The sequence below is a fragment of the Paenibacillus dakarensis genome (assembly GCF_001373415.1).
In the GTDB taxonomy this organism is placed as follows: domain Bacteria; phylum Bacillota; class Bacilli; order Paenibacillales; family Paenibacillaceae; genus Paenibacillus_AQ; species Paenibacillus_AQ dakarensis.
Genome location: NZ_CDSE01000043.1, coordinates 13,450 through 32,479 on the forward strand (window position 1 = coordinate 13,450; position 19,030 = coordinate 32,479).

The window sequence follows — 19,030 nt, forward strand, 5'->3', positions numbered from 1 at the left end:
TCTTAAAAAAAGGGAACCAAGCCTGGTTCCCTTCAACCTGTGTACTTCTGCAAGCGATCTATTAACGAACCGCACAGCGGTTTGGACCAATTTCCATTTCACGCTGCTTTTCTTCATCCGGTTCGATTTTGCCCATATTCGTATGACGAATTTCTTGATAAGCGTTCGGCTGTGGCGGAAGATTCTTGGTAACCATGTTTCTGAACTCTTCTTCATCTGCAATGTTCAGTCCATGATTCGAAGCGTACAGATCGCCGAGCTTTTTCGCTACCGTGCCGTCCTCGTTCACTTCTTCCATAATCATAAAGTGAGCCGGCAGAACGATCAGTTCATCTGAAAGCTCCTTATACCGCTTGTACAACGTCTCGCGCAAATCTCCAACCCAGTCCTCTGCAAGTCCAGCGAGGTCCGGTCTGCCGATCGAATCGATAAACAGAATATCGCCTGACAGCAGGTAGCGGTCATCGATGATAAACGAGGTTGATCCAATCGTGTGCCCCGGGGAGTACAGGGCGTCAATGCGAATCTTCGTATTGCCGATCATCACTTCGTTACCGTCTTCGAGCGGCTGATAATTAAATACAACCTCCTCGGCGTCCTTTGGAGGAAGCCAGTATGTTGCGTTTGTCTTCTCTGCAATAGTCCGCCCTCCGGATACATGGTCTGCATGAAGATGTGTGTCAAACACATGCTTGATCTCTACATTCAAGCTGTTGGCAAAGTCGATATAAACATCTGTCATACGGGAAGCATCGAACAATGCTGCTTCACCATTGGATACGGCCATATATGACAGGCAGCCCTTGCCGATCCGAACGAATTGATACAGCTCGCCACCGTCCTTCAGATCCCCTGCTTTTACAGGTACGAGATGTTCACTCCAGGCTTTCATTCCGCCCTTCAAGTAAGCTACAGTGCGTCCCTGCTCTGACAGCATCTCTGCAACCATTACAGATGATCCTTCCTTCGCACAGACAACAAGCACTTCCTGATCGGTCGGAATCTGATCCATAATCTCTTCCACACCGTCAATCAGATCAAAATAAGGAATGTTCAAATAGGTGAAGTTTACACCTTCGACCTTCCAATCTTCGAAATCACCCTTGTTACGTACGTCGAGAACGAACAGGCTCTCTTGGCTGATCGCCTTCTGTGCCACCTCTGCAGGATGCATTGCAATTACTGACATAATATTATTCCTCCTTCATTCTTGGTTGTTATTGTTATGGTCTCTTAGTCATTAATGCTTGTCGTATCCCCAGTCCATCCACTCATGCCGGGCACCACATTGGTCACTCGTTCAAATCCGTTAGCTGCCAGCTTCTGAGCTGCCATATCACTGCGGCTTCCCGTGCGGCATACCACATAAATTTCGTCCTGCGGATTTAATTCTCCCATACGGCTCTCCAGCTCACCCAGTGGCATCGAGACCGCATTTGGAATATGTTTAAAAGCAAACTCGGCAGCTTCCCGAACATCAAGCACAACAACCGGTTCACCTGATTTCAGCTTCTGCTCTAATTGAGCGTTCTCTGCTACATTGGGAAAGGCAGGTGCCGCATGCTCTTCCTCAGAGGATTTTCTGATATAATGCTTCAGTACACCATCCTCCTCGATGGTACCTAAATATTGCTGACCTGTGCTTTCTGCCCAAGCCTGCATATCCGCCTTTGATCCTTTATCAGTTGCCTGTACCTCAAGAACCTGACCTGCTTCTAAGTCCTTAATGGCTTTCTTGGTCCGCACGATCGGCATGGGACAAGCCAGGCCTTTGGCATCTAGAGTTACGTTTGACTGAATGTTCTTCATACAATGATTCCTCCTGCGTTGTATACCTATAGGGGTATATTGTTTTGTAAAAAAAAGGTGCTTGTCGCACCAATACAGCAAATTTATGCGTACGGATCTCTTCTACTCATGGTGAATGCTATATTATTTTATCATTTCAAATGCTGCAAAAATACTATGGTTACTCCGTCTTGCCTTCCCATGCCAGCATTCCGCCTGTCATGTTGATGACGTTGAAGCCCTGGCTCTCAAGATACTCGGAAGCACGTCCGCTTCTGCCGCCGGAACGACATACCATAATATACTCCTTCGACTTGTCCAGCTCCTGCTTACGGAACTCAATCAGTCCCAAAGGAATATTAACAGCGCCTGGAATCTTGCCTTCTTCCACCTCATCTGTTTCACGCACATCAATAATGTTCAATTGCTTGCCTTCATTCAATAATTTTTCCACTTCTACAGGTGTAATTTCTTTCATGATTATCGAACCTCCAGTTTATGATTTGGGTCTCCAGGCACTCATGCCGCCTTTTACATTCGTTACATTCGTAAAGCCTGATTTCTTTAACAGTTTACTTGCACTATTGCTGCGCATCCCGCTTTGACAGATGACAACAACCTCACGTTCCTGTGAAAGTTCCCCCATCCTCTGGCCAAGCTGCTGCAGCGGAATGTTCCTAAAGCCCCGGATATGATTTCCCTTATACTCTCCAGGTGTACGGACATCAATAAACTGCTTGTTCTTATCCTGCAATTCATTGTTCAGCTCAGCCGTCGTAATCTGACGGATTCCCTTGGTTGGAAACATACGCCGGACCAAAAACAATATAATGAGTGCAATAATTACGATATTGAGATATTCCAAGAGCAGAGTTCCTCTCTTTTCCGGGGATCTCCCCTACTTATTATATAAACAGGTTCACATTACCTTCTTGTGCATCAGCCAGATAAGCTGCAACACCTGCATATTCAATGTTATCCAGCAATTCCTCTTTCTGTAGTCCAAGCAGATCCATGGTCATTGTACAGGCAACCAGCTTTATATCCTGCTCCTGTGCCATCTCGATCAGTTGGGGAAGCGGTACTGCATTGTGCTTCTTCATGATATCTTTAATCATTTTGGGTCCCATGCCGGCGAAGTTCATATTGGAAAGGCCCATCTTATCTGCGCCTCTCGGCATCATCTTCCCGAACATCTTCTCCATAAATCCTTTTTTGGCCGGAAGCATAACATCCTCGTCTTTACGGAGTGCATTTAGCCCCCAAAAGGTATGGAATATTGTCACTTCATGGTCGTAAGCCGCCGCACCGTTAGCAATAATATAAGCAGCCATGGCCTTATCATAATCGCCACTGAACAGTACGATGGTTGTTCTCTTCTGATCCGTCAAATTAATTTCCTCCTTGTATCTAACACTTCTTACCCCTTGGGGTATATTTAAATTTAAAAAAATAATTAGCCTTTCTTAATCCAAAATTTCAGTACACCATTGTCTTCCTGATGTTCTAATATCTCATGTCCACTTGAGCTAGCCCACGCTGTCAAATCATTCTTGGCGCCTTTATCTGTGCTGTGAACTTCCAGCACCTGGCCTGACTCCATTTCCTTCATAGCTTTCTTCGTCTTCACAATCGGCATTGGGCAAGCCAGCCCTGTTGCATCCAGTACTTTATCTGTGTTCATTCGTAATTCCTCCTCGACTTTGTTAGAAATTTAATGTGATACTGTTGTATTCATCATCCATCACATACCCTACTGGGTATATTAAAGGGTATAGAAAGGGGTGTCAACCCCTTTCTGAATCAGCGGCTCTTAACCAAGAGGTTTACCGCCTCCACAACCAGCTCTTCGGTACTCTGACCGTTATCTTCCGCATTCCGTACACAACTCACAAGATTTGAGCTGACTACAACCCCAATCGTGCGGTCAATGGCTGTGCGTGCTGCCGACAGCTGGGTAATCACTTCTTTACAATCTTTATGTTCTTCCATCATCTTCAGAATACCGCGCAGCTGTCCTTCGATCCGCTTAACACGATTCTTCATCTGATCGTTGTAATCCATCATGTTTCTACCTCCTATCTATTCAATTATATATTCTTATACTCATCATTTCAGTATAAATCACTTTTTCATAATATATACCCCGATGGGTATATTGTCAAGTGTATATCTGAAAATGAACATAAATACTCTTTCTTTCCTTCCTCTAGTCATATGGATAACGAAGACGGGCTATTCAGATACATGGCCCCAATTTTGAGATTTGTCACATTCTTTTTGTGAGATATATGTTATTATACCCCCTAGGGTATGAAATAAACCATTTAATGGAGGGGTTAATTATGGGTAAGAAAATCGTTATTGTAGGCGGCGTGGCTGGAGGTGCTTCAGCAGCAGCAAGGCTTCGCAGATTGGATGAAAGCTCAACGATTGTACTGGTGGAGCGCGGTGAATATATTTCTTTTGCCAATTGCGGCCTTCCCTACTATATAGGAGAAACCATTCAAGAACGCAGTAAGCTGATGGTTCAGACTGTCGAGGGCATGAGCAAGAGATTCAACCTCGATATCCGTAATCTCAGCGAGGTGGTATCCATTCAGCGCGAGGATAAGACCGTATCTATCAAAAATGTGTCTACAGGCCAGATCAGCACAGAAAGCTACGACCATCTCATCTTATCTCCCGGTTCGAAGCCGATTGTGCCAAACATTCCCGGCCTGGATGAAGCCAAGGATGTCTTTACGCTTCGCAACATTCCGGATACAGACCGGATCAAGCAGTTCGTCGATCAAGAGCAGCCTGCTGAAGCCGTAGTCGTCGGCGGTGGCTTCATTGGACTTGAGATGGCGGAAAACTTGGCGGACCGCGGAATAAGGGTGACTATTATTGAGATGGCTAATCAGGTGATGGCGCCTCTGGATTATGAAATGGCTTCAATCGTCCACACTCATCTGAAGGAAAAAGGAGTAAACCTTATCCTCGAGGATGGTGTTAAAGCCCTTTCCGAGCAAGGGAAAACCATTGAGCTGTCCAGCGGCAAAAAAGTCACAACAGATATGATTATTCTGTCCATCGGCGTTCGGCCAGAGAATAAGCTTGCTGTAGATGCCGGACTTGCTGTTGGTGAGCGCGGCGGAATTCTGGTCAATGAATTCATGCAGACGAATGATGAGAATATCTATGCGATCGGGGACGCGGTTCAGATTTCCGATTTCGTACATCAGAGCCCGGCGATGATTCCACTGGCTGGACCTGCTAACAGACAAGGACGTTTGGTGGCGGATCACATTTACGGAAAGAACATTTCCTATAAAGGAACGCTCGGAACCTCCATTGCCAAAGTATTCGAGCTGACCGTAGCTGCAACAGGCAGCAACGAGAAGAAGCTCAAACAGCTCGGCTTGCCTTATAAGGCCGTTCATATTCACCCGGCTTCCCATGCCGGATATTACCCTGGGGCGTATCCAATTTCTCTGAAGCTGTTGTTCAATCCGGAGGATGGAAGAATTTACGGAGCGCAAGCGGTAGGTAAAGACGGTGTAGACAAGCGAATTGACGTCATCGCGACAGCTATCAAAGGTAATCTGGACGTGCATGACCTGACTGAGGTCGAGCTTTCTTATGCTCCTCCTTACTCTTCTGCCAAGGACCCTGTCAATTATGCCGGATACGTAGCCTCAAATATCATGGATGGCACGGTGGAGACAGCACAGTGGAATGAAATCGATGAGCTTATCGAAAATGGAGCTACACTTGTTGACGTTCGTGAGCCTGCAGAGAGAAAGGCCGGATTCATCATGGGCTCCATTAATATCCCGCTTAACGATCTGCGCGACCATATGAGTGAGCTTCCGAAGGACGAGACCATTTATGTCAGCTGCCAGGTCGGACTTCGCGGGTATCTTGCTGCCCGGATCCTGACGGAGAACGGCTTCCATGTCAAAAACCTGGATGGCGGCTGGAAAACCTATTCCTCTGTAAAATAAAAATCAGGCTTAGACTGGTGTTCAATTCATGGTTTCCGGGTAATAACTAAGGAATCTAATTAATTACCTATAATATACAGGGGATGTTAACCTGCAAAAGGTACAACCTCGGCTGAGGTTAACTTAGTCTTGGTGTACCTTTTTTTATTCCCATCTTAAGGAGGATTTCTGTTATGTTTCTGGAAGCCATATACCATCGCCCTCGTAAAAACTGGTCCTATGCTTATGATGGAAATACAGTCCATCTGCGAATTCGTACAAAAAAAGACGACATGACGGAAGTATTCGCTCTCACAGGTGATAAATACATATGGGAGCAGACGATGGAGTATATTCCTATGAAGAGGCTCGCCTCTGATGAACTGTTTGATTATTGGGAATGTGAAGTGCAGCCGCCTTACCGCCGGCTTAAATACGGTTTCCTGCTCCAGCAGGGGCACGAAAAACGCTGGATGACCGAATACGGATTTCTAAAGGAGCCCCCGGAGAACCCGGATCGTCTGTTTGAGTTTCCATACATTAATCCGGCAGATGTGTTTACAACGCCGGAATGGGTGAAGGATGCTGTGTTCTATCAGATCTTCCCTGAACGGTTCGCTAATGGTGACCCAGGCAATGATCCTGAAGGTACCCTTGCATGGGGAAGCGCTGAGCCTACCCGAGCGAACTTCTTCGGCGGCGATCTTCAGGGTGTCATGGACCACCTGGATCATTTGACGGAGCTTGGCATCAATGCCATCTATTTCACGCCCCTGTTCAAGGCAACAACGAACCATAAATATGACACCGAGGATTATATGGAGATTGATCCGCAATTCGGTGATAAGGAAACGCTGAAAAAGCTTGTAGACCTGTGCCATGAACGCGGAATACGCGTGATGATGGACGCGGTGTTTAACCATGCGGGACGGACCTTTGCCCCTTTTGTCGATGTACAAAAGAACGGAGAGAACTCCAAATACAAGGACTGGTTCTATATCCGCTCCCTGCCGCTTGAAGTTGTAGATGGAATTCCAACCTACGATACATTTTCTTTCGAACCGCTTATGCCGAAGCTGAACACGCATAATCCGGAAGTGAAGGAGTATCTGTTAAAGACGGCTGAATACTGGACTCGGGAAATTGGAATTGACGGATGGCGCCTGGATGTGGCGAGCGAGGTCGGGCACCAGTTCTGGCGTGAATTCCGGCAGGTCGTGAAGAATGCCAATCCTGAGGCCTATATTCTGGGCGAGGTATGGCATGAATCCTCGGTGTGGCTGGAAGGTGACCAATTCGATGCGGTCATGAATTATCCGTTCACTTATGCCGTCATGGACTTCTTCATTCATCACTCGGTAGATGCAGAGAAGTTCTCCTTTATGCTGGGCAAGCAGCTGGCTGGATATCCGCTTCAGGCCACTGAAGTCGCTTTTAATCTGCTCGACAGCCATGATACCCCCCGCCTGCTCACGATTGCAGATGGCGATAAGCGTCTAATGAAGCTGGCAGCCCTGTTCCAGTTCACTTACTTCGGAACACCATGCATTTACTACGGAGATGAGATTGGAATGGAAGGCGGGCAAGACCCGGGCTGCCGAAAATGCATGGTATGGGATGAGAACGAGCAGGATAAGGAGCTCTTCTCCTTTTATAAGAGAATGATTAAACTGCGTAAGGAACACTCAGCTCTGCGCACAGGTTCCTTTAAGTTTCTTCTGGCTGAGAACCAGGGTGGCAAGCTTGTCTACCAGCGTGAAGACGAGAATGGATCGATCATCCTCTTTATGAACAATGATAAAGCCACCCAATCGTTAACTGTGCCGGTATATGAGCAGACATGGAGCGATCTCTGGAATGAGGGCGAAACCTTCAAGGCACATAAAGGTCAGCTGACCGTGAAGCTGCCGGCTTACGGATTCGCCATACTCAAAGCGATGCAATCCTAAGCTTTACGACATGAATATTCACACAATACGAATCATTAAGGATACCACTTGTTAAGCAGATAAATAATCAATAATGCTGAACAAATAGAACAAGGGAAATGTACGCGCGCGGGAAGAATTAGCGCCGTCATTTCCCTTGTTTATTTTATATTGGATTATGGTTGGATCTATACTTACACTTCTTTACGCTGGAAGTACAGCAGACCGATTACAAAGAAAATGACCAAACCTCCAAGTATAACCCCCATTAATGTCTGTAATGGCACGACAAAAGCGCCGAAGGCATCCTGCTCAGATGGAATCATGGCCAGGAGAGGCTGAGCCCAAGGATAGTAAGGACCGAAGGTTACTGAATTCACGATGAGGATGTTCGGAACCGTGAATATAATATTCAGCGCCAGCGGAGCTGCGAAGCTGCTCCAGGCTGTTGATACTGCGAGCTGCAGCGCCGCGAGCGGCATGCAGGCCACCCATCCCCCGAGCAAGCTTGTCATCAGCATATCCCACGGCATGGGCTGATTTACTTCATGATACCAGCCCGCTCCAAAAATGGCGGCGAGGAACAACAGCTGAGCTGCGGCAAGCAGCAGAATAACAACTGAAAACTTGGCACAATAGACCGCTATGCGGGAAACCGGTGCCACAAGCAGCTGTTTCCATCCCCCGCCCATATGCTCATACCGGCACACCATAGCGCTGAGCACCCCCGTTAAAATCGGAAGAAACAGCAGCGCATGTACTCCAGCCATGCTGCCAACAATAATATGCCATGGGTTTAATTCCCCAGGATCTCTGTTAAACATGCCTACCAGAAGAGCGAGGACAGGACTCAGGATAAGCTGAATCCACACTCCCGGACCTGATATTTTCAACCACTCCGAGGATATAGCCCGAATATAGGATGCCATTTAGTTCACATCCCTTCGATTGAAATGAATCATGCCCATCAGTGCAATGACTGCCCCCAAGAGAAGTCCGGCACTAAGCACCCGTGTCTGTCCCGGTCCGATATAGGCGAGCAGCGGCCATTTCAAAGGCATCCAGTCAGGAAATTGCAGTGCGAACATAGACACTACGGATGCCGTTACACCAAAGCTTACAGCTATGCCTTGATTTTTAATCGTTAGAGATAACCAGAGCTGGAGTGCCAGCAGCGGAACAGCGCCTGTGAATGGTACAAAGCCAAGACGTATCAGGTCCCCGAAAGGAATGTTCTGTCCATCCATGCCCAGCGAAAGTCCGAGCAGTGCAGCTCCAACCGTCAGTAATATGCAGGATACTGACAAAATGAGCAGAGCCATCACGAATTTCGCGCTGAACACAGCGGCTCGAGTAATCGGGAGTGCGAGCAGCTGCTTCCAGGAACTAAGCTGATACTCAACATTCGCGATAAGCGAGCAAACAAGTGTAATCCCAAGGAAAAGTGCAATCGGCACGAAAAATAAGATGTTCTCAAGCAGCCCGCCCCAAGGGTCAGCTGCATACTCTTTCATTAAATAATCGTACCGTAGTCCAAAATTCAATCCCTGCATGGCAATTAATCCGACAGGACCAATAATAGCAAGAAGCCAGATTCCCTTCCCCCGAATCTTCAGGAGGTCAGCGGATAGCGCACGGCCAATCATTGCTCGCTCCCCCCTCCGACGATCTCCATGAAGATATCCTCCAGCGACCTTCGCTTCTCTTCAACGCGGTACACAGCATGGTCATTCTCGACGAGCCGCTTCACAAGCTGAGAAACCTGGGCATCCTGCATAGGCTCCATTTCCAAAATACTGCCGCACAGTTTCCCTTCGCACCCCAGATCAAGTGCCAGTCCCATCGCAAGCTCCGGCTCTGACACAGACAGGCGCATTCCGCTCGATGACTGGGATATCAGGCTTTGAATCGTATCCTGAAACACAAGCTGTCCTTCACGGATAATGCCAACTCTGCCCGCCATCTGCTCCACTTCACTAAGCAGATGGCTTGAGATCAGCACCGTAATTCCGTGCTGCTTCGGCATATCTTTGATCAGCTCACGAATTTCTTGAATACCTGATGGATCAAGGCCGTTCGTCGGTTCATCCAGAATCAGCAGCTCCGGATTTCCCAAAAGCGCCGCGGCGATTCCGAGCCGCTGTTTCATCCCAAGAGAGTAACCTTTCACGAGCCGTTTAGCATCATTGGTCAGACCAACGATACTCAGCACTTCCGAAATCCGCGATTTGGGACCTCCGATGATACGTCTTAAAGCTTCCAGATTATCAACCGCTGATAAATGTCCGTAGTAAGACGGATACTCCACCAGCGACCCCGTCCTGCGCAATATGTTCATTTTATCTTTCGTTAAATCCTTGCCGAACAGCTGAATCGAACCCCGGGTTGGTTTAATCAGGCCCAGGAGCATCCGAATGGTTGTTGTTTTCCCGGCACCGTTCGGGCCCAGAAATCCGTATATATCACCTCTCGCGATTTTTAGGTCCAGATTATTAACAGCCGTTCGGTTGCGATAGATCTTATATAATCCTTTGGTTTGAATGACTAGTTCAGTCACGATTATCACCTCGGAATTAACTTTAATCTTCCAAGGTTAAATCCAAGTCACCTTGTTGTTTAAAAACCGTTTAAATTTTCCGGGGATTCAAGGGATAGCGTGATTGACGTTCCGGATGGCGAACTGTGGATGATATAGTCAATCCCCATTTCTTTGGTCAGAAAATCGACAACAGCAAGCCCGATGCCGGCTCCTTTACCTGACGCTTCTCCCTCCATTCCCGGTCCCTTGTCAGACACCACAAGCGCAATACCATTGCCGGGCATCTGCTTTGTATGGAGCCCCATATAGTGCCCCGATTTGGCATGCCGAATGATATTCTGAAACAGATTATCCAGAATTCTTTTGAACCACAGTACATCAATTTCCCAGATCACAGGCTCATCCTGAAGCTCAATATCCACCTCGAACCCTTCCTTTTCCCAAAGCGGGTACCAGGCTGCAGCACTCTCGCGAACAAGACGGAGCACATCAACTGGCTCAGGATTGAGCTCCGCTTTTCCGCTTGTAAGCAGACTGTACGATAATAAATTGTCGATCAGCCCGCTTACATCCCCAATCTTTGTCTCCATCAGCGCAAGTGATTCTTGCCCTGTATCACTCAGCGGCTCTTGTCTCATCGAAAAAATATGGCTGCGAATAATCGTTAATGGTGTCCTTAGATCATGCGACAGATTAGCAATGAGCGATTTTCGCAGCTGTTCCTCTTCCTTCTCACGCTTTCGTCCCGACTCCAGCTGTATGACCATATGATTATAGGCTTCTTCCAACTGACCAATTTCGTCCGGTTTACGAACCAAGACCTGTGCAGGAATTCCAGACTTTCCCGGAGTGGTCATGGCATCTCGCAAATGCAGCAGACGACGCCGGATCCTCACAAAAAACAACCATGAGATCAGGATGAACATCAGAGAAATAACCAGCACAATAAGAGAATAGATCGCCGTTTCATTGCCTGTCTGCTCCGATTTACGAATATAACTCCGTTCCAGCTGCATGACCATAAATCCTTGTCCTTTATCTTCCCTGCCCCCGATAAATGCCACGGTTGTAAACGGGTCAGAGTTAACGGATTCCTTCATAAACTGCACCGTGTCCCCTATTCTCCACTGAGTGGGGACATTTAGATCGTTCGGAAGCTTCAAGCGGGTACGGCTGTTTCCATCCACCCAAAACATTGAAGTCTCCGGATATTCCTCCCTAAGCTCCAGCAAACGATGATTGATCCCTTCAGGAGACTTTCCGTCTAAGCTTACAGCCTCCTTATGCCACATCTGCTCAATCACCGTACCGTTCGAATACTTCTCAGGTATTTCCTCTCTATAGTTGAACACCACATTATTCACAAACCAGTAAAACAGGGAAGCCAGCGGAAACATAATAGGCATAAAGATCATCGCAATGGAAATAATGAGCAGATACCGTGAAGTCAAAGAATTACGAAAGCGGATCCTTTTTCTCCTGTTCTTCCACCATTTCATGCTCTCACCCTGTAACCAAGCCCCCGAACGGTCTCTATGATCTCAGGCGATGCCGGGTCTTTCTCCACCTTCTCACGCAGATACCGGATATGAACCATTAATGTCTTGTCCCCCTCGATATAGGATTCACCCCATACCGACTCATATATTTGCTCTTTCGTCAGCACTCTTCCTTGATGACGGAATAAATACATAAAGATTTGAAACTGCTTCCCAGTGAGGAGAATTTCTTCACCGGTTTCTCTGTTGACAATCCGGTTCTCATCCTCATAAACGGTAAGATGCTTTAGCACCGCAGGCTCCGATGAGTGTACTGCGGAGCGGCGAAGAAGAACCTCCACTCTTGCAGCCAGCTCCTCCGGATGAAACGGTTTTGTCATATAATCATCGGCAAACTGTAATCCTTCCAGCTTATCGTCTATCGATGTACGGGCTGACAGCATCAGAATCGGAAGACCGGGGAAGGCTCGCTTAAGACGGTGTCCAACCGTAAATCCATCCAATCCCGAAAGCATTACATCAAGTATAGCTATTTTGCAGGAAGCGGCTGACTCCACCGCCTTCTCACCGCCTTTAAGCCATATAACCTGATACCCCTTCTCTTTCAGGAAGCTGCTTACCCATTCTCCAATCTCGGGATCATCCTCGATATATAATAGAGTGGCATTCATCATCTGCATATATCCTTTCTACTATGTAGAGCATATTTTTGTCCCGCATTATAACGGTGAAAATCTCTTTTCCATTCATCTGCTATAACGATACTATAACAAAGTTTGTTGTCTATTAAACGGGTTACTGTCTTGCAGATTTATACGACATACTATATCTTTGAAAGGCAGAATAAGGAATCCACTACAGAAGAGATTGGATGTGTAGATATGAGTATTACGGCTATGACATTTAACTTGCGTGTAAATGTAGACAGCGACGGAACCAATGCTTGGCCCCATCGCAAGCATCTTGCAGCCGCTGTAATCGCCGGGGCTGCTCCTCACGTGGTAGGCACACAAGAAGGAACGAATCACATGCTGAGGGATCTGGATGAAGCCCTTCCTTCTTACCGCAGAATCGGAACCGGCCGGACCGGTATGGAAACCGATTACGATGAATTTTGCGCCATTTATTATAATCAAGAATCTTTAACCCTGCTTGCGCAAGGACAGTTCTGGCTGTCCGAGACACCTGAAGTTCCCGGAAGCATCAGCTGGGACAGCTCCTACCCCCGCATCTGTACTTGGGGTCTGTTTCAGAATGATGAGAAGGAAGGGCAGCGTTTCTATGTTCTGAATACACATTTTGATCATCTTGGCACGATTGCAAGGCAGCAGAGCGCACAGCTTGTACTTAAGCAAATACAGCAATTCCGTGAAAAAGAGCAAATTCCAGTGGTGCTGATGGGTGACTTAAACGCTGAACCCGATCAACCGGAGATCCAGCAGCTCGAACAGCATTTGAACAGTGCTTACACCCTTCTTAGCGAGCCGGTAGGACGCACCTTCCATGATTTCAAGGGAGGCACAGAGGGACAGCCGATCGACTATATTTTCACCACATCCGATGTCCGCATGGGTGACATTCACCTACACCGGGAACTGCTCGAGGGAGCCTATCCTTCTGATCACTATGCTGTTTCGGTTACCTGGACACCTGCAAATTCATAAAGCTTTTTAATAAGGGAAGAGCCGTCCTAAAGCCTCATCAGGACTGCTCTTTTTTTGTTCAGGAAAATCCCCAAAGGATTGCAATGCGTTTTTTAGCTATAAAGAAGGAAATTATAACATTTTGCCGAATATTAAATAGTCATAATTACCCATATAAGGAGAGATATAAATTGAAAGATAAGGTAAAAGGTCTAGTTCTAGGCATTACTATCGGCACTTTAATTACCGGAGGTTCTGCTTATGCAGCTTCTAATACGAAAATCAACGTAGTTTTTGAAAATGTGAAGTATATGTTTAATGGGGTACATAAACAAACAACGAAATCCATTGTTTATAATGGCCAATTGTATGTCCCGGCAAAAAACGCTGCCGCGACATTAGATCAGTCTTTCTCATATGATGGAAAAAATAAAACCGCATGGTTCGGAAAAAAAGAGGGTTCCTTTAAATATCTGGATGAAATCTCATATGCACGCACGGATGGAGAGAACGCCAAGAAGAACATTTACTTCAAAAATTGGACCCATCCCTCAAACTTGAAATTTACGATTGCTGGTAACAAATACTTGCATGGTATCGGATCCATACTCGATATACCTTCCAACGGAAAAGATTACTATAACTCTGTCGATTATAACCTGAATGGTAAGTATAAGAAGTTGACCGGATATATTGGTGTTGACGATTACACTAAAAATTCAGATAACACAGGGACTGTTATCATTAAGGGCGATGGCGAAGAGTTGTACAGACTTGAAGGTATTAAAGGCGGAGATATGCCTGTAAAAGTAAATATCGATATGACTGGTGTGTTAAAATTACAAATCGTTTTCGAGAGTTCGATTGACAATGGCGAGCAAATTGATTTAGTCATTGGCGATGCCAAGTTATTTTAATAGAGTTATCATCTCTCGATTGAACACAGGAATAAATTGAATATTTCCTTATAACTAAAACAGCTGCCTAAGGACTTCTCCTTAGGCAGCTGTTTCTCGCCTTGCCTGGCTTCAGAGGATAGCAATCAGAAGAAATAACGCTAATCCAATCCTCCACGTTCTACCGATTTCAATCCATCATAATCCAGAGGAGGTCGCTGCGCTGGCTTTCCAAACAAATAGCCCTGTGCCATCTCCATACCTATTCCCCGGCAAAACTCGTATTCCTCACGCCGCTCAATTCCCTCAGCCAACACCTTCGCGCCAAAACTATGAGCCAAATTAGTAATCAACGCCAATTGCCGCTGATGTGCCCGTTTCTCATCACAACGGTCAATCAAACTGCGGTCGATCTTTACATAATCCGGCTTCAGCCTGACCATCTGCTCTAGTGTAGAATAGCCGGCTCCAACATCATCCATGGCTACAGAAATTCCATTTTGCCGATACACTTCGAAGATAGATTGCAAATGCTGCATATCATCTACCCGCTCTGTCTCGACGACCTCAAACACAAAATCCGTCGGCTCAAGCGCCAGCCTTTCGATTGTCCGAAACGTATGGCTGAGGCAAAATTCAGGTTCATAAACGGAGGAGGGCAGAAAGTTAACAAATCGTTTCACACCTTTGGGCAGCCATAACGCGCTTGTCTCTATGGCCGATATTCTTGCCGCACGGTCCAGAAAAGAGTGAAGCCCCGCTGTCCGGGCGATTTCAAATAGCCTGTTTGGCTGAAATGGAATACCGGACTTCCTGGAGCGCAGCAGAAACTCGTATGCCACAATACTTTCCGCATCATCGACAATCGGCTGCATATAGCTCGTAAACTGCTTTTCCAGAATAATGGTAGCGACATCACACTGTTCAATGAACTCTTCGAAATCACTCAGCGGCATCCACCGATGCTGGGTACAGGGTGCAATTCCGCCGGTTACACAGAACTTCAATTTCTGCCGAATAGACGGATTAAGCCCTTGTAGAAGCTGCAGGACGGAGAGCATCTCTTCACGATCCTTGTACTTCAGGATACAACTCTCCTGTATCTCCTCCGCAGCAAAGCCATTTGTACAGAACAACGAGATCAATTCCGCACATGCAGGGCGTATGTAGACAATTCTCTGGTACTCAATAGGTTCAAAAGTACCGCAGTTATAGCACAACATGTTTGTCCTCCTCAGCAAGCTAACTCACTATACTACTTATCGGCAGTTAACCGGATAATCTTTGCTATTATGTGCAAAATTCAGAAGAGAGGCAGTCTCAAGATTTGACATAAATTTGCCATTTGGCTCCTCTCTCCTTCGCAGCATACATGGCAGAATCAGCCCGCCCAATCAGCTCTTGATCATTAGAGGCATGGTCAGGATATACAGCAAGCCCAATGCTCGAGGAGGTATGAATCGCATGCTCTTCCAGCTGATAAGGCCATTTCAGAAGATCACTGATTCGTTCAGCCAATTCAATGAGCTCCTCGTCGCCTGCAGCGGGATAAACGATAACGGTAAACTCGTCGCCTCCCAGACGGGAACAGGTCAGCCTGTCGCTGTCCAGCGACATCAGTCTTTGAGCGACCATTTGAATAAGCTGATCACCGGCATGATGACCGTAATTGTCATTTACCCGCTTAAACTGGTTTAAATCCATATACAGGAGTCCCAATCTGCTCCCTTGCTTGTCGGCCTTCGCTAACCTTTCGATCAGGCGGGTATTAAAATAACGCCGGTTATACAATCCGGTCAGATCATCATGATGGGCCAAGTACTCGCTTTGCTTCAAGCTCTGGTGCAGGCGATCCAGCAGCCGGTCATTCTCCAGCTGTATAAGCATCTGCCGCAGCAGAATCAGCAGCACACTGAGCGACAGGCCCGTAAACAGACCGTTCCATCCACCAAAGTGATGACTGATGAGAACAATCAGCCCCGCAAGCACGGCATAGGGGAGTAAGTATTTTACGATAAATGTGCTTATTTCGGATCTTTGCCTCTCGCTCCCCTTTTCAGTCCGTTTTTCAAATGCAGAGTAAGTACCCGCCATCCCGATCAGGAACACAGCAGCTGTCCAGAACAAATGTATTATAGGACTCGGATCTATTCCCTCAATCACTTCAGACATGAGATAGAGCAAGTTCCCAATGACATATACGGAGCCGCCTAAACAAACATATGCCACAGCCCATCGGCTCACCTGTTTGGCTTTTACATACAACACCATGGTAAAAAAAATAAGAATGATGCCCCACACCGCGTAAGCTAGATCAAACCACAAAACGATTTCATTGCCGCTCTGAATCGCATTCGGAAACTGAGGCTTCAATATGTATTCAAAGCTTATCGTTATGAACACGATAAACATAATGATGATATCAAACAGGAATCGCAGACTTCTAAGCAGGCCTTGTTCCTGATGGAATAAATAGACCAGGCCAGCTGCAAGTAAAATCGCTTCCAGAATCCATATCAGCTCAGCACTGCCAAGCACATGCGCATGCTCCCCCTTACTCCAGTCGTGTATTGACCACACCAGCTGACGGGCTCCTTCACATATTAAGGCCAGCACAACCAGCAGCCAAAAAAACCGCAGCGGTCCCCGGTGCTTTCCTGAAATATATCCAAGGTAAATGGCAACGCCAAAAGGCGCAGTAACCCCCAACATATAATAGAATGCTTCAGCTTCCGGTAACCAGAGCACAACGATCAATTGAATAAACAAATAGATAACAGCCGGTCCGAGCGTTGTTATATTTGTTAGTTTCCATTTCATAAGCGTTCCCCCTGAAAAGGTTGGCTTGTGATTGACAAGATGTAATTAATAGGCCTAATGGATTATAATAACTGTTCACTTCAATGATACTTTTTGCCCATCAAGATGTAAATGATTAGAAAGAGAAAGTGGAAGATATGACCCTGTATTTGGAAGAACTTACCCCCCTGTATTACCGAAAAATGATGAAAAAGCCCCTGATGCGTTCAATTTTGAGCTTGCATGAAATTCAGTACTAATCACTTACTGGACAGATTTCCGCAGCAGGGCTATAATACACGTAATAAATCTGCGAACAACTTCATAGAACCAGGGTGCTGGAATTGGCCGGCTGAGATTGTATCCCTTAAGATACTGACCGTTATACCTGATCTGGGTAATGCCAGCGTAGGAATGTGTTTTTGGCGTTTTTTTTATGCGCCATCAATCTATTGCGCTCATCACATGCGTCCCAGAATGCTGGGGCGCATTTTTTTATGATTAGGTAAGAAACTTCTAATGAAGGAGCTTGTTCAAAAGGAGCGAGAAATGGTACGAAATCGGAAATGGATAGCTTTGGTTATCATGTGTGCAGTAATGCTCATGGCTGCAGGATGCGGAAATGGAAGCTCAAAGAAGACTGGCAGCAATGCAGCAGATTCAGCAAATGCTCCGAAGGAGCTGCGTGAAGTTCAGCTTATGCTGGATTGGTCCGCCAATACGAATCACACCGGATTATTTGCAGCCAGGGATCTCGGTTACTATGAAGAAGAAGGGTTAAACGTCAAGATCGTACAGCCGGGTGCCGGCGGCAGCGATGCTCTGGTTGCTGCAGGTAAGGCTGACTTCGGTGTCAGCTACCAGGAGGGTGTGACGCTTGCACGGACTCAAGGCGTGCCGCTCGTATCCATCGCGGCTGTCATTCAGCACAACACTTCCGGATTTGCAGCTCCAGTTGACCGAAATATCAAGAAAGCTGCTGATTTTGAAGGTAAAGCTTACGGCGGCTGGGGGTCTCCTGTTGAGGAAGCGATCATGAAATCCATTATGGAGCAGGATAATGCGGATGTTAGCAAGGTAAAAATAATTAATATGGGCGATGCCGACTATTTCACCGCCGTGAAGCGTGACATCGACTTCGCATGGATCTTCTATGCCTGGACCGGCATTGAGGCAAAGCTGCGCGGAGACGACCTGGATATGATTTACGTGAAGGATTATTCCGAGGCACTGGATTATTACACCCCTGTACTCGTGACGAACGAGAAGCTGATTAAGGAGGATCCGGAGCTGGTCAAAGCGTTCATGCGCGCTACAGCTAAAGGATACGACTATGCGATCAAACAGCCTGAAGAAGCTGCAGCACTTCTGTCGAAGGCCGTACCGGAGCTTGACAAGGAGCTGGTGCTTGAGAGTCAGAAATGGCTGAGTCCGCGTTATCAGGATGATGCTCCCCGCTGGGGAGAACAGAAGGAAAGCGTGTGGAAAGGCTATGCTGACTGGATGTTTGAACGCAACCTGCTCGACCAGGAGCTTGATGCCGGGAGCGCGTTTACGAATGAATTTTTACCGGATGAACTGTAATTAATCAACTTCCATCAGAACCTCAGTTAAGAAAGGATGAACTAAATCATGGCTAGTACACTGCTCAGCATTCAAGTCATCCCCAAAACACCGGACGGACGGGACACGATCCCTTATGTAGACGAAGCTATCCGGGTTATTCAGAAGTCGGGAGTCAAGTATCAGGTGAATGCACTGGAAACTACCCTCGAAGGGGAGCTTCCCGAGCTGCTCAAGATTGTAAATGATATGCATGATGCGCTCTTTCAGGCAGGTTGTCCGGGGGTTATCTCCCAGGTAAAAATAGCGCAGTATCCAGGCGGCATCAGCATGGATCAGTTGACCGAGAAATATCGTCCATGAGAACCTTGTTAAATCGTCTTTGGCCGCCCGTTGTGGCGGTCGTT

20 protein-coding genes and 1 riboswitch are annotated in these 19,030 nt (G+C 46.8%); of the genes, 6 read left to right on the plus strand and 14 right to left on the minus strand.

Going from position 1 to position 19,030, the window contains the following annotated elements:
* Positions 1–61: 61 nt before the first annotated feature.
* The 7 genes from BN1234_RS12245 to BN1234_RS12275 form a co-directional block, all read right to left on the minus strand.
* On the minus strand, positions 62–1,189 hold the full coding sequence (locus BN1234_RS12245; protein WP_054956948.1) for an MBL fold metallo-hydrolase: 1,128 nt from the start codon (positions 1,187–1,189) through the stop codon (positions 62–64).
* A gap of 44 nt (positions 1,190–1,233) precedes the next feature.
* Positions 1,234–1,809: a sulfurtransferase TusA family protein gene (locus BN1234_RS12250; protein ID WP_054956949.1), complete on the minus strand. Its 576-nt coding sequence runs from the start codon at positions 1,807–1,809 to the stop codon at positions 1,234–1,236.
* 160 nt (positions 1,810–1,969) lie between these two features.
* Complete coding sequence (locus BN1234_RS12255) at positions 1,970–2,266, minus strand: rhodanese-like domain-containing protein (RefSeq protein ID WP_054956950.1); 297 nt, start codon at positions 2,264–2,266, stop codon at positions 1,970–1,972.
* Between the two features lie 18 nt (positions 2,267–2,284).
* Positions 2,285–2,653: a rhodanese-like domain-containing protein gene (locus BN1234_RS12260; protein WP_054956951.1), complete on the minus strand. Its 369-nt coding sequence runs from the start codon at positions 2,651–2,653 to the stop codon at positions 2,285–2,287.
* A gap of 40 nt (positions 2,654–2,693) precedes the next feature.
* Entirely contained in the window at positions 2,694–3,179 is a 486-nt protein-coding gene (locus BN1234_RS12265) for a DsrE/DsrF/DrsH-like family protein (RefSeq protein ID WP_054956952.1), read from the minus strand.
* 65 nt (positions 3,180–3,244) lie between these two features.
* Entirely contained in the window at positions 3,245–3,472 is a 228-nt protein-coding gene (locus BN1234_RS12270) for a sulfurtransferase TusA family protein (protein ID WP_054956953.1), read from the minus strand.
* A 119-nt stretch (positions 3,473–3,591) separates the two neighbouring features.
* On the minus strand, positions 3,592–3,852 hold the full coding sequence (locus BN1234_RS12275; protein WP_054956968.1) for a metal-sensitive transcriptional regulator: 261 nt from the start codon (positions 3,850–3,852) through the stop codon (positions 3,592–3,594).
* A 281-nt stretch (positions 3,853–4,133) separates the two neighbouring features.
* Between BN1234_RS12275 and BN1234_RS12280 the strand changes: the two genes are divergently transcribed.
* Together BN1234_RS12280 and BN1234_RS12285 are read left to right on the plus strand one after the other, a co-directional pair.
* On the plus strand, positions 4,134–5,777 hold the full coding sequence (locus BN1234_RS12280) for a CoA-disulfide reductase (protein ID WP_054956954.1): 1,644 nt from the start codon (positions 4,134–4,136) through the stop codon (positions 5,775–5,777).
* A 173-nt stretch (positions 5,778–5,950) separates the two neighbouring features.
* Positions 5,951–7,705: an alpha-glycosidase gene (locus BN1234_RS12285; RefSeq protein ID WP_054956955.1), complete on the plus strand. Its 1,755-nt coding sequence runs from the start codon at positions 5,951–5,953 to the stop codon at positions 7,703–7,705.
* Between the two features lie 173 nt (positions 7,706–7,878).
* Here the strand turns inward: BN1234_RS12285 and BN1234_RS12290 are convergent, their stop codons facing one another.
* From BN1234_RS12290 to BN1234_RS12310, 5 genes are read right to left on the minus strand one after another with little or no spacing between them, the layout of a single operon-like run.
* Positions 7,879–8,613: an ABC transporter permease gene (locus tag BN1234_RS12290; protein WP_054956956.1), complete on the minus strand. Its 735-nt coding sequence runs from the start codon at positions 8,611–8,613 to the stop codon at positions 7,879–7,881.
* A complete protein-coding gene (locus BN1234_RS12295; protein WP_054956957.1) occupies positions 8,614–9,330 on the minus strand; it encodes an ABC transporter permease in 717 nt (238 codons plus the stop codon).
* On the minus strand, positions 9,327–10,241 hold the full coding sequence (locus BN1234_RS12300) for an ABC transporter ATP-binding protein (protein WP_054956958.1): 915 nt from the start codon (positions 10,239–10,241) through the stop codon (positions 9,327–9,329). Before BN1234_RS12300 ends, BN1234_RS12295 begins: the two co-directional genes overlap by 4 nt.
* A 59-nt stretch (positions 10,242–10,300) precedes the next feature.
* On the minus strand, positions 10,301–11,722 hold the full coding sequence (locus tag BN1234_RS12305; RefSeq protein WP_054956959.1) for a HAMP domain-containing sensor histidine kinase: 1,422 nt from the start codon (positions 11,720–11,722) through the stop codon (positions 10,301–10,303).
* Positions 11,719–12,393 carry a response regulator transcription factor gene (locus tag BN1234_RS12310; RefSeq protein WP_054956969.1) on the minus strand — a complete coding sequence of 225 codons (675 nt, stop codon included), beginning with the start codon at positions 12,391–12,393 and terminating at the stop codon, positions 11,719–11,721. Before BN1234_RS12310 ends, BN1234_RS12305 begins: the two co-directional genes overlap by 4 nt.
* A 210-nt stretch (positions 12,394–12,603) precedes the next feature.
* On the opposite strand from BN1234_RS12310, the gene BN1234_RS12315 reads away from it, so the two are divergent.
* Complete coding sequence (locus BN1234_RS12315; RefSeq protein ID WP_054956960.1) at positions 12,604–13,386, plus strand: endonuclease/exonuclease/phosphatase family protein; 783 nt, start codon at positions 12,604–12,606, stop codon at positions 13,384–13,386.
* A gap of 170 nt (positions 13,387–13,556) precedes the next feature.
* Positions 13,557–14,282: an NPCBM/NEW2 domain-containing protein gene (locus BN1234_RS12320; RefSeq protein ID WP_054956961.1), complete on the plus strand. Its 726-nt coding sequence runs from the start codon at positions 13,557–13,559 to the stop codon at positions 14,280–14,282.
* Positions 14,283–14,422: 140 nt separating this feature from the next.
* Here BN1234_RS12320 and BN1234_RS12325 read toward each other — a convergent pair whose 3' ends face one another.
* A complete protein-coding gene (locus BN1234_RS12325; RefSeq protein WP_054956962.1) occupies positions 14,423–15,484 on the minus strand; it encodes an EAL domain-containing protein in 1,062 nt (353 codons plus the stop codon).
* Positions 15,485–15,581: 97 nt separating this feature from the next.
* Positions 15,582–17,081, minus strand: coding sequence for a GGDEF domain-containing protein (locus BN1234_RS12330; protein ID WP_054956963.1), 1,500 nt, complete (start codon positions 17,079–17,081; stop codon positions 15,582–15,584).
* Positions 17,082–17,381: 300 nt separating this feature from the next.
* A riboswitch (TPP riboswitch) is annotated at positions 17,382–17,493 on the plus strand.
* 116 nt (positions 17,494–17,609) lie between these two features.
* On the opposite strand from BN1234_RS12330, the gene BN1234_RS12335 reads away from it, so the two are divergent.
* Both BN1234_RS12335 and BN1234_RS12340 read left to right on the plus strand, forming a co-directional pair.
* Complete coding sequence (locus BN1234_RS12335; protein ID WP_054956970.1) at positions 17,610–18,644, plus strand: ABC transporter substrate-binding protein; 1,035 nt, start codon at positions 17,610–17,612, stop codon at positions 18,642–18,644.
* Positions 18,645–18,692: 48 nt separating this feature from the next.
* A complete protein-coding gene (locus BN1234_RS12340) occupies positions 18,693–18,986 on the plus strand; it encodes a thiamine-binding protein (protein WP_054956964.1) in 294 nt (97 codons plus the stop codon).
* Positions 18,987–19,030 lie beyond the last annotated feature (44 nt).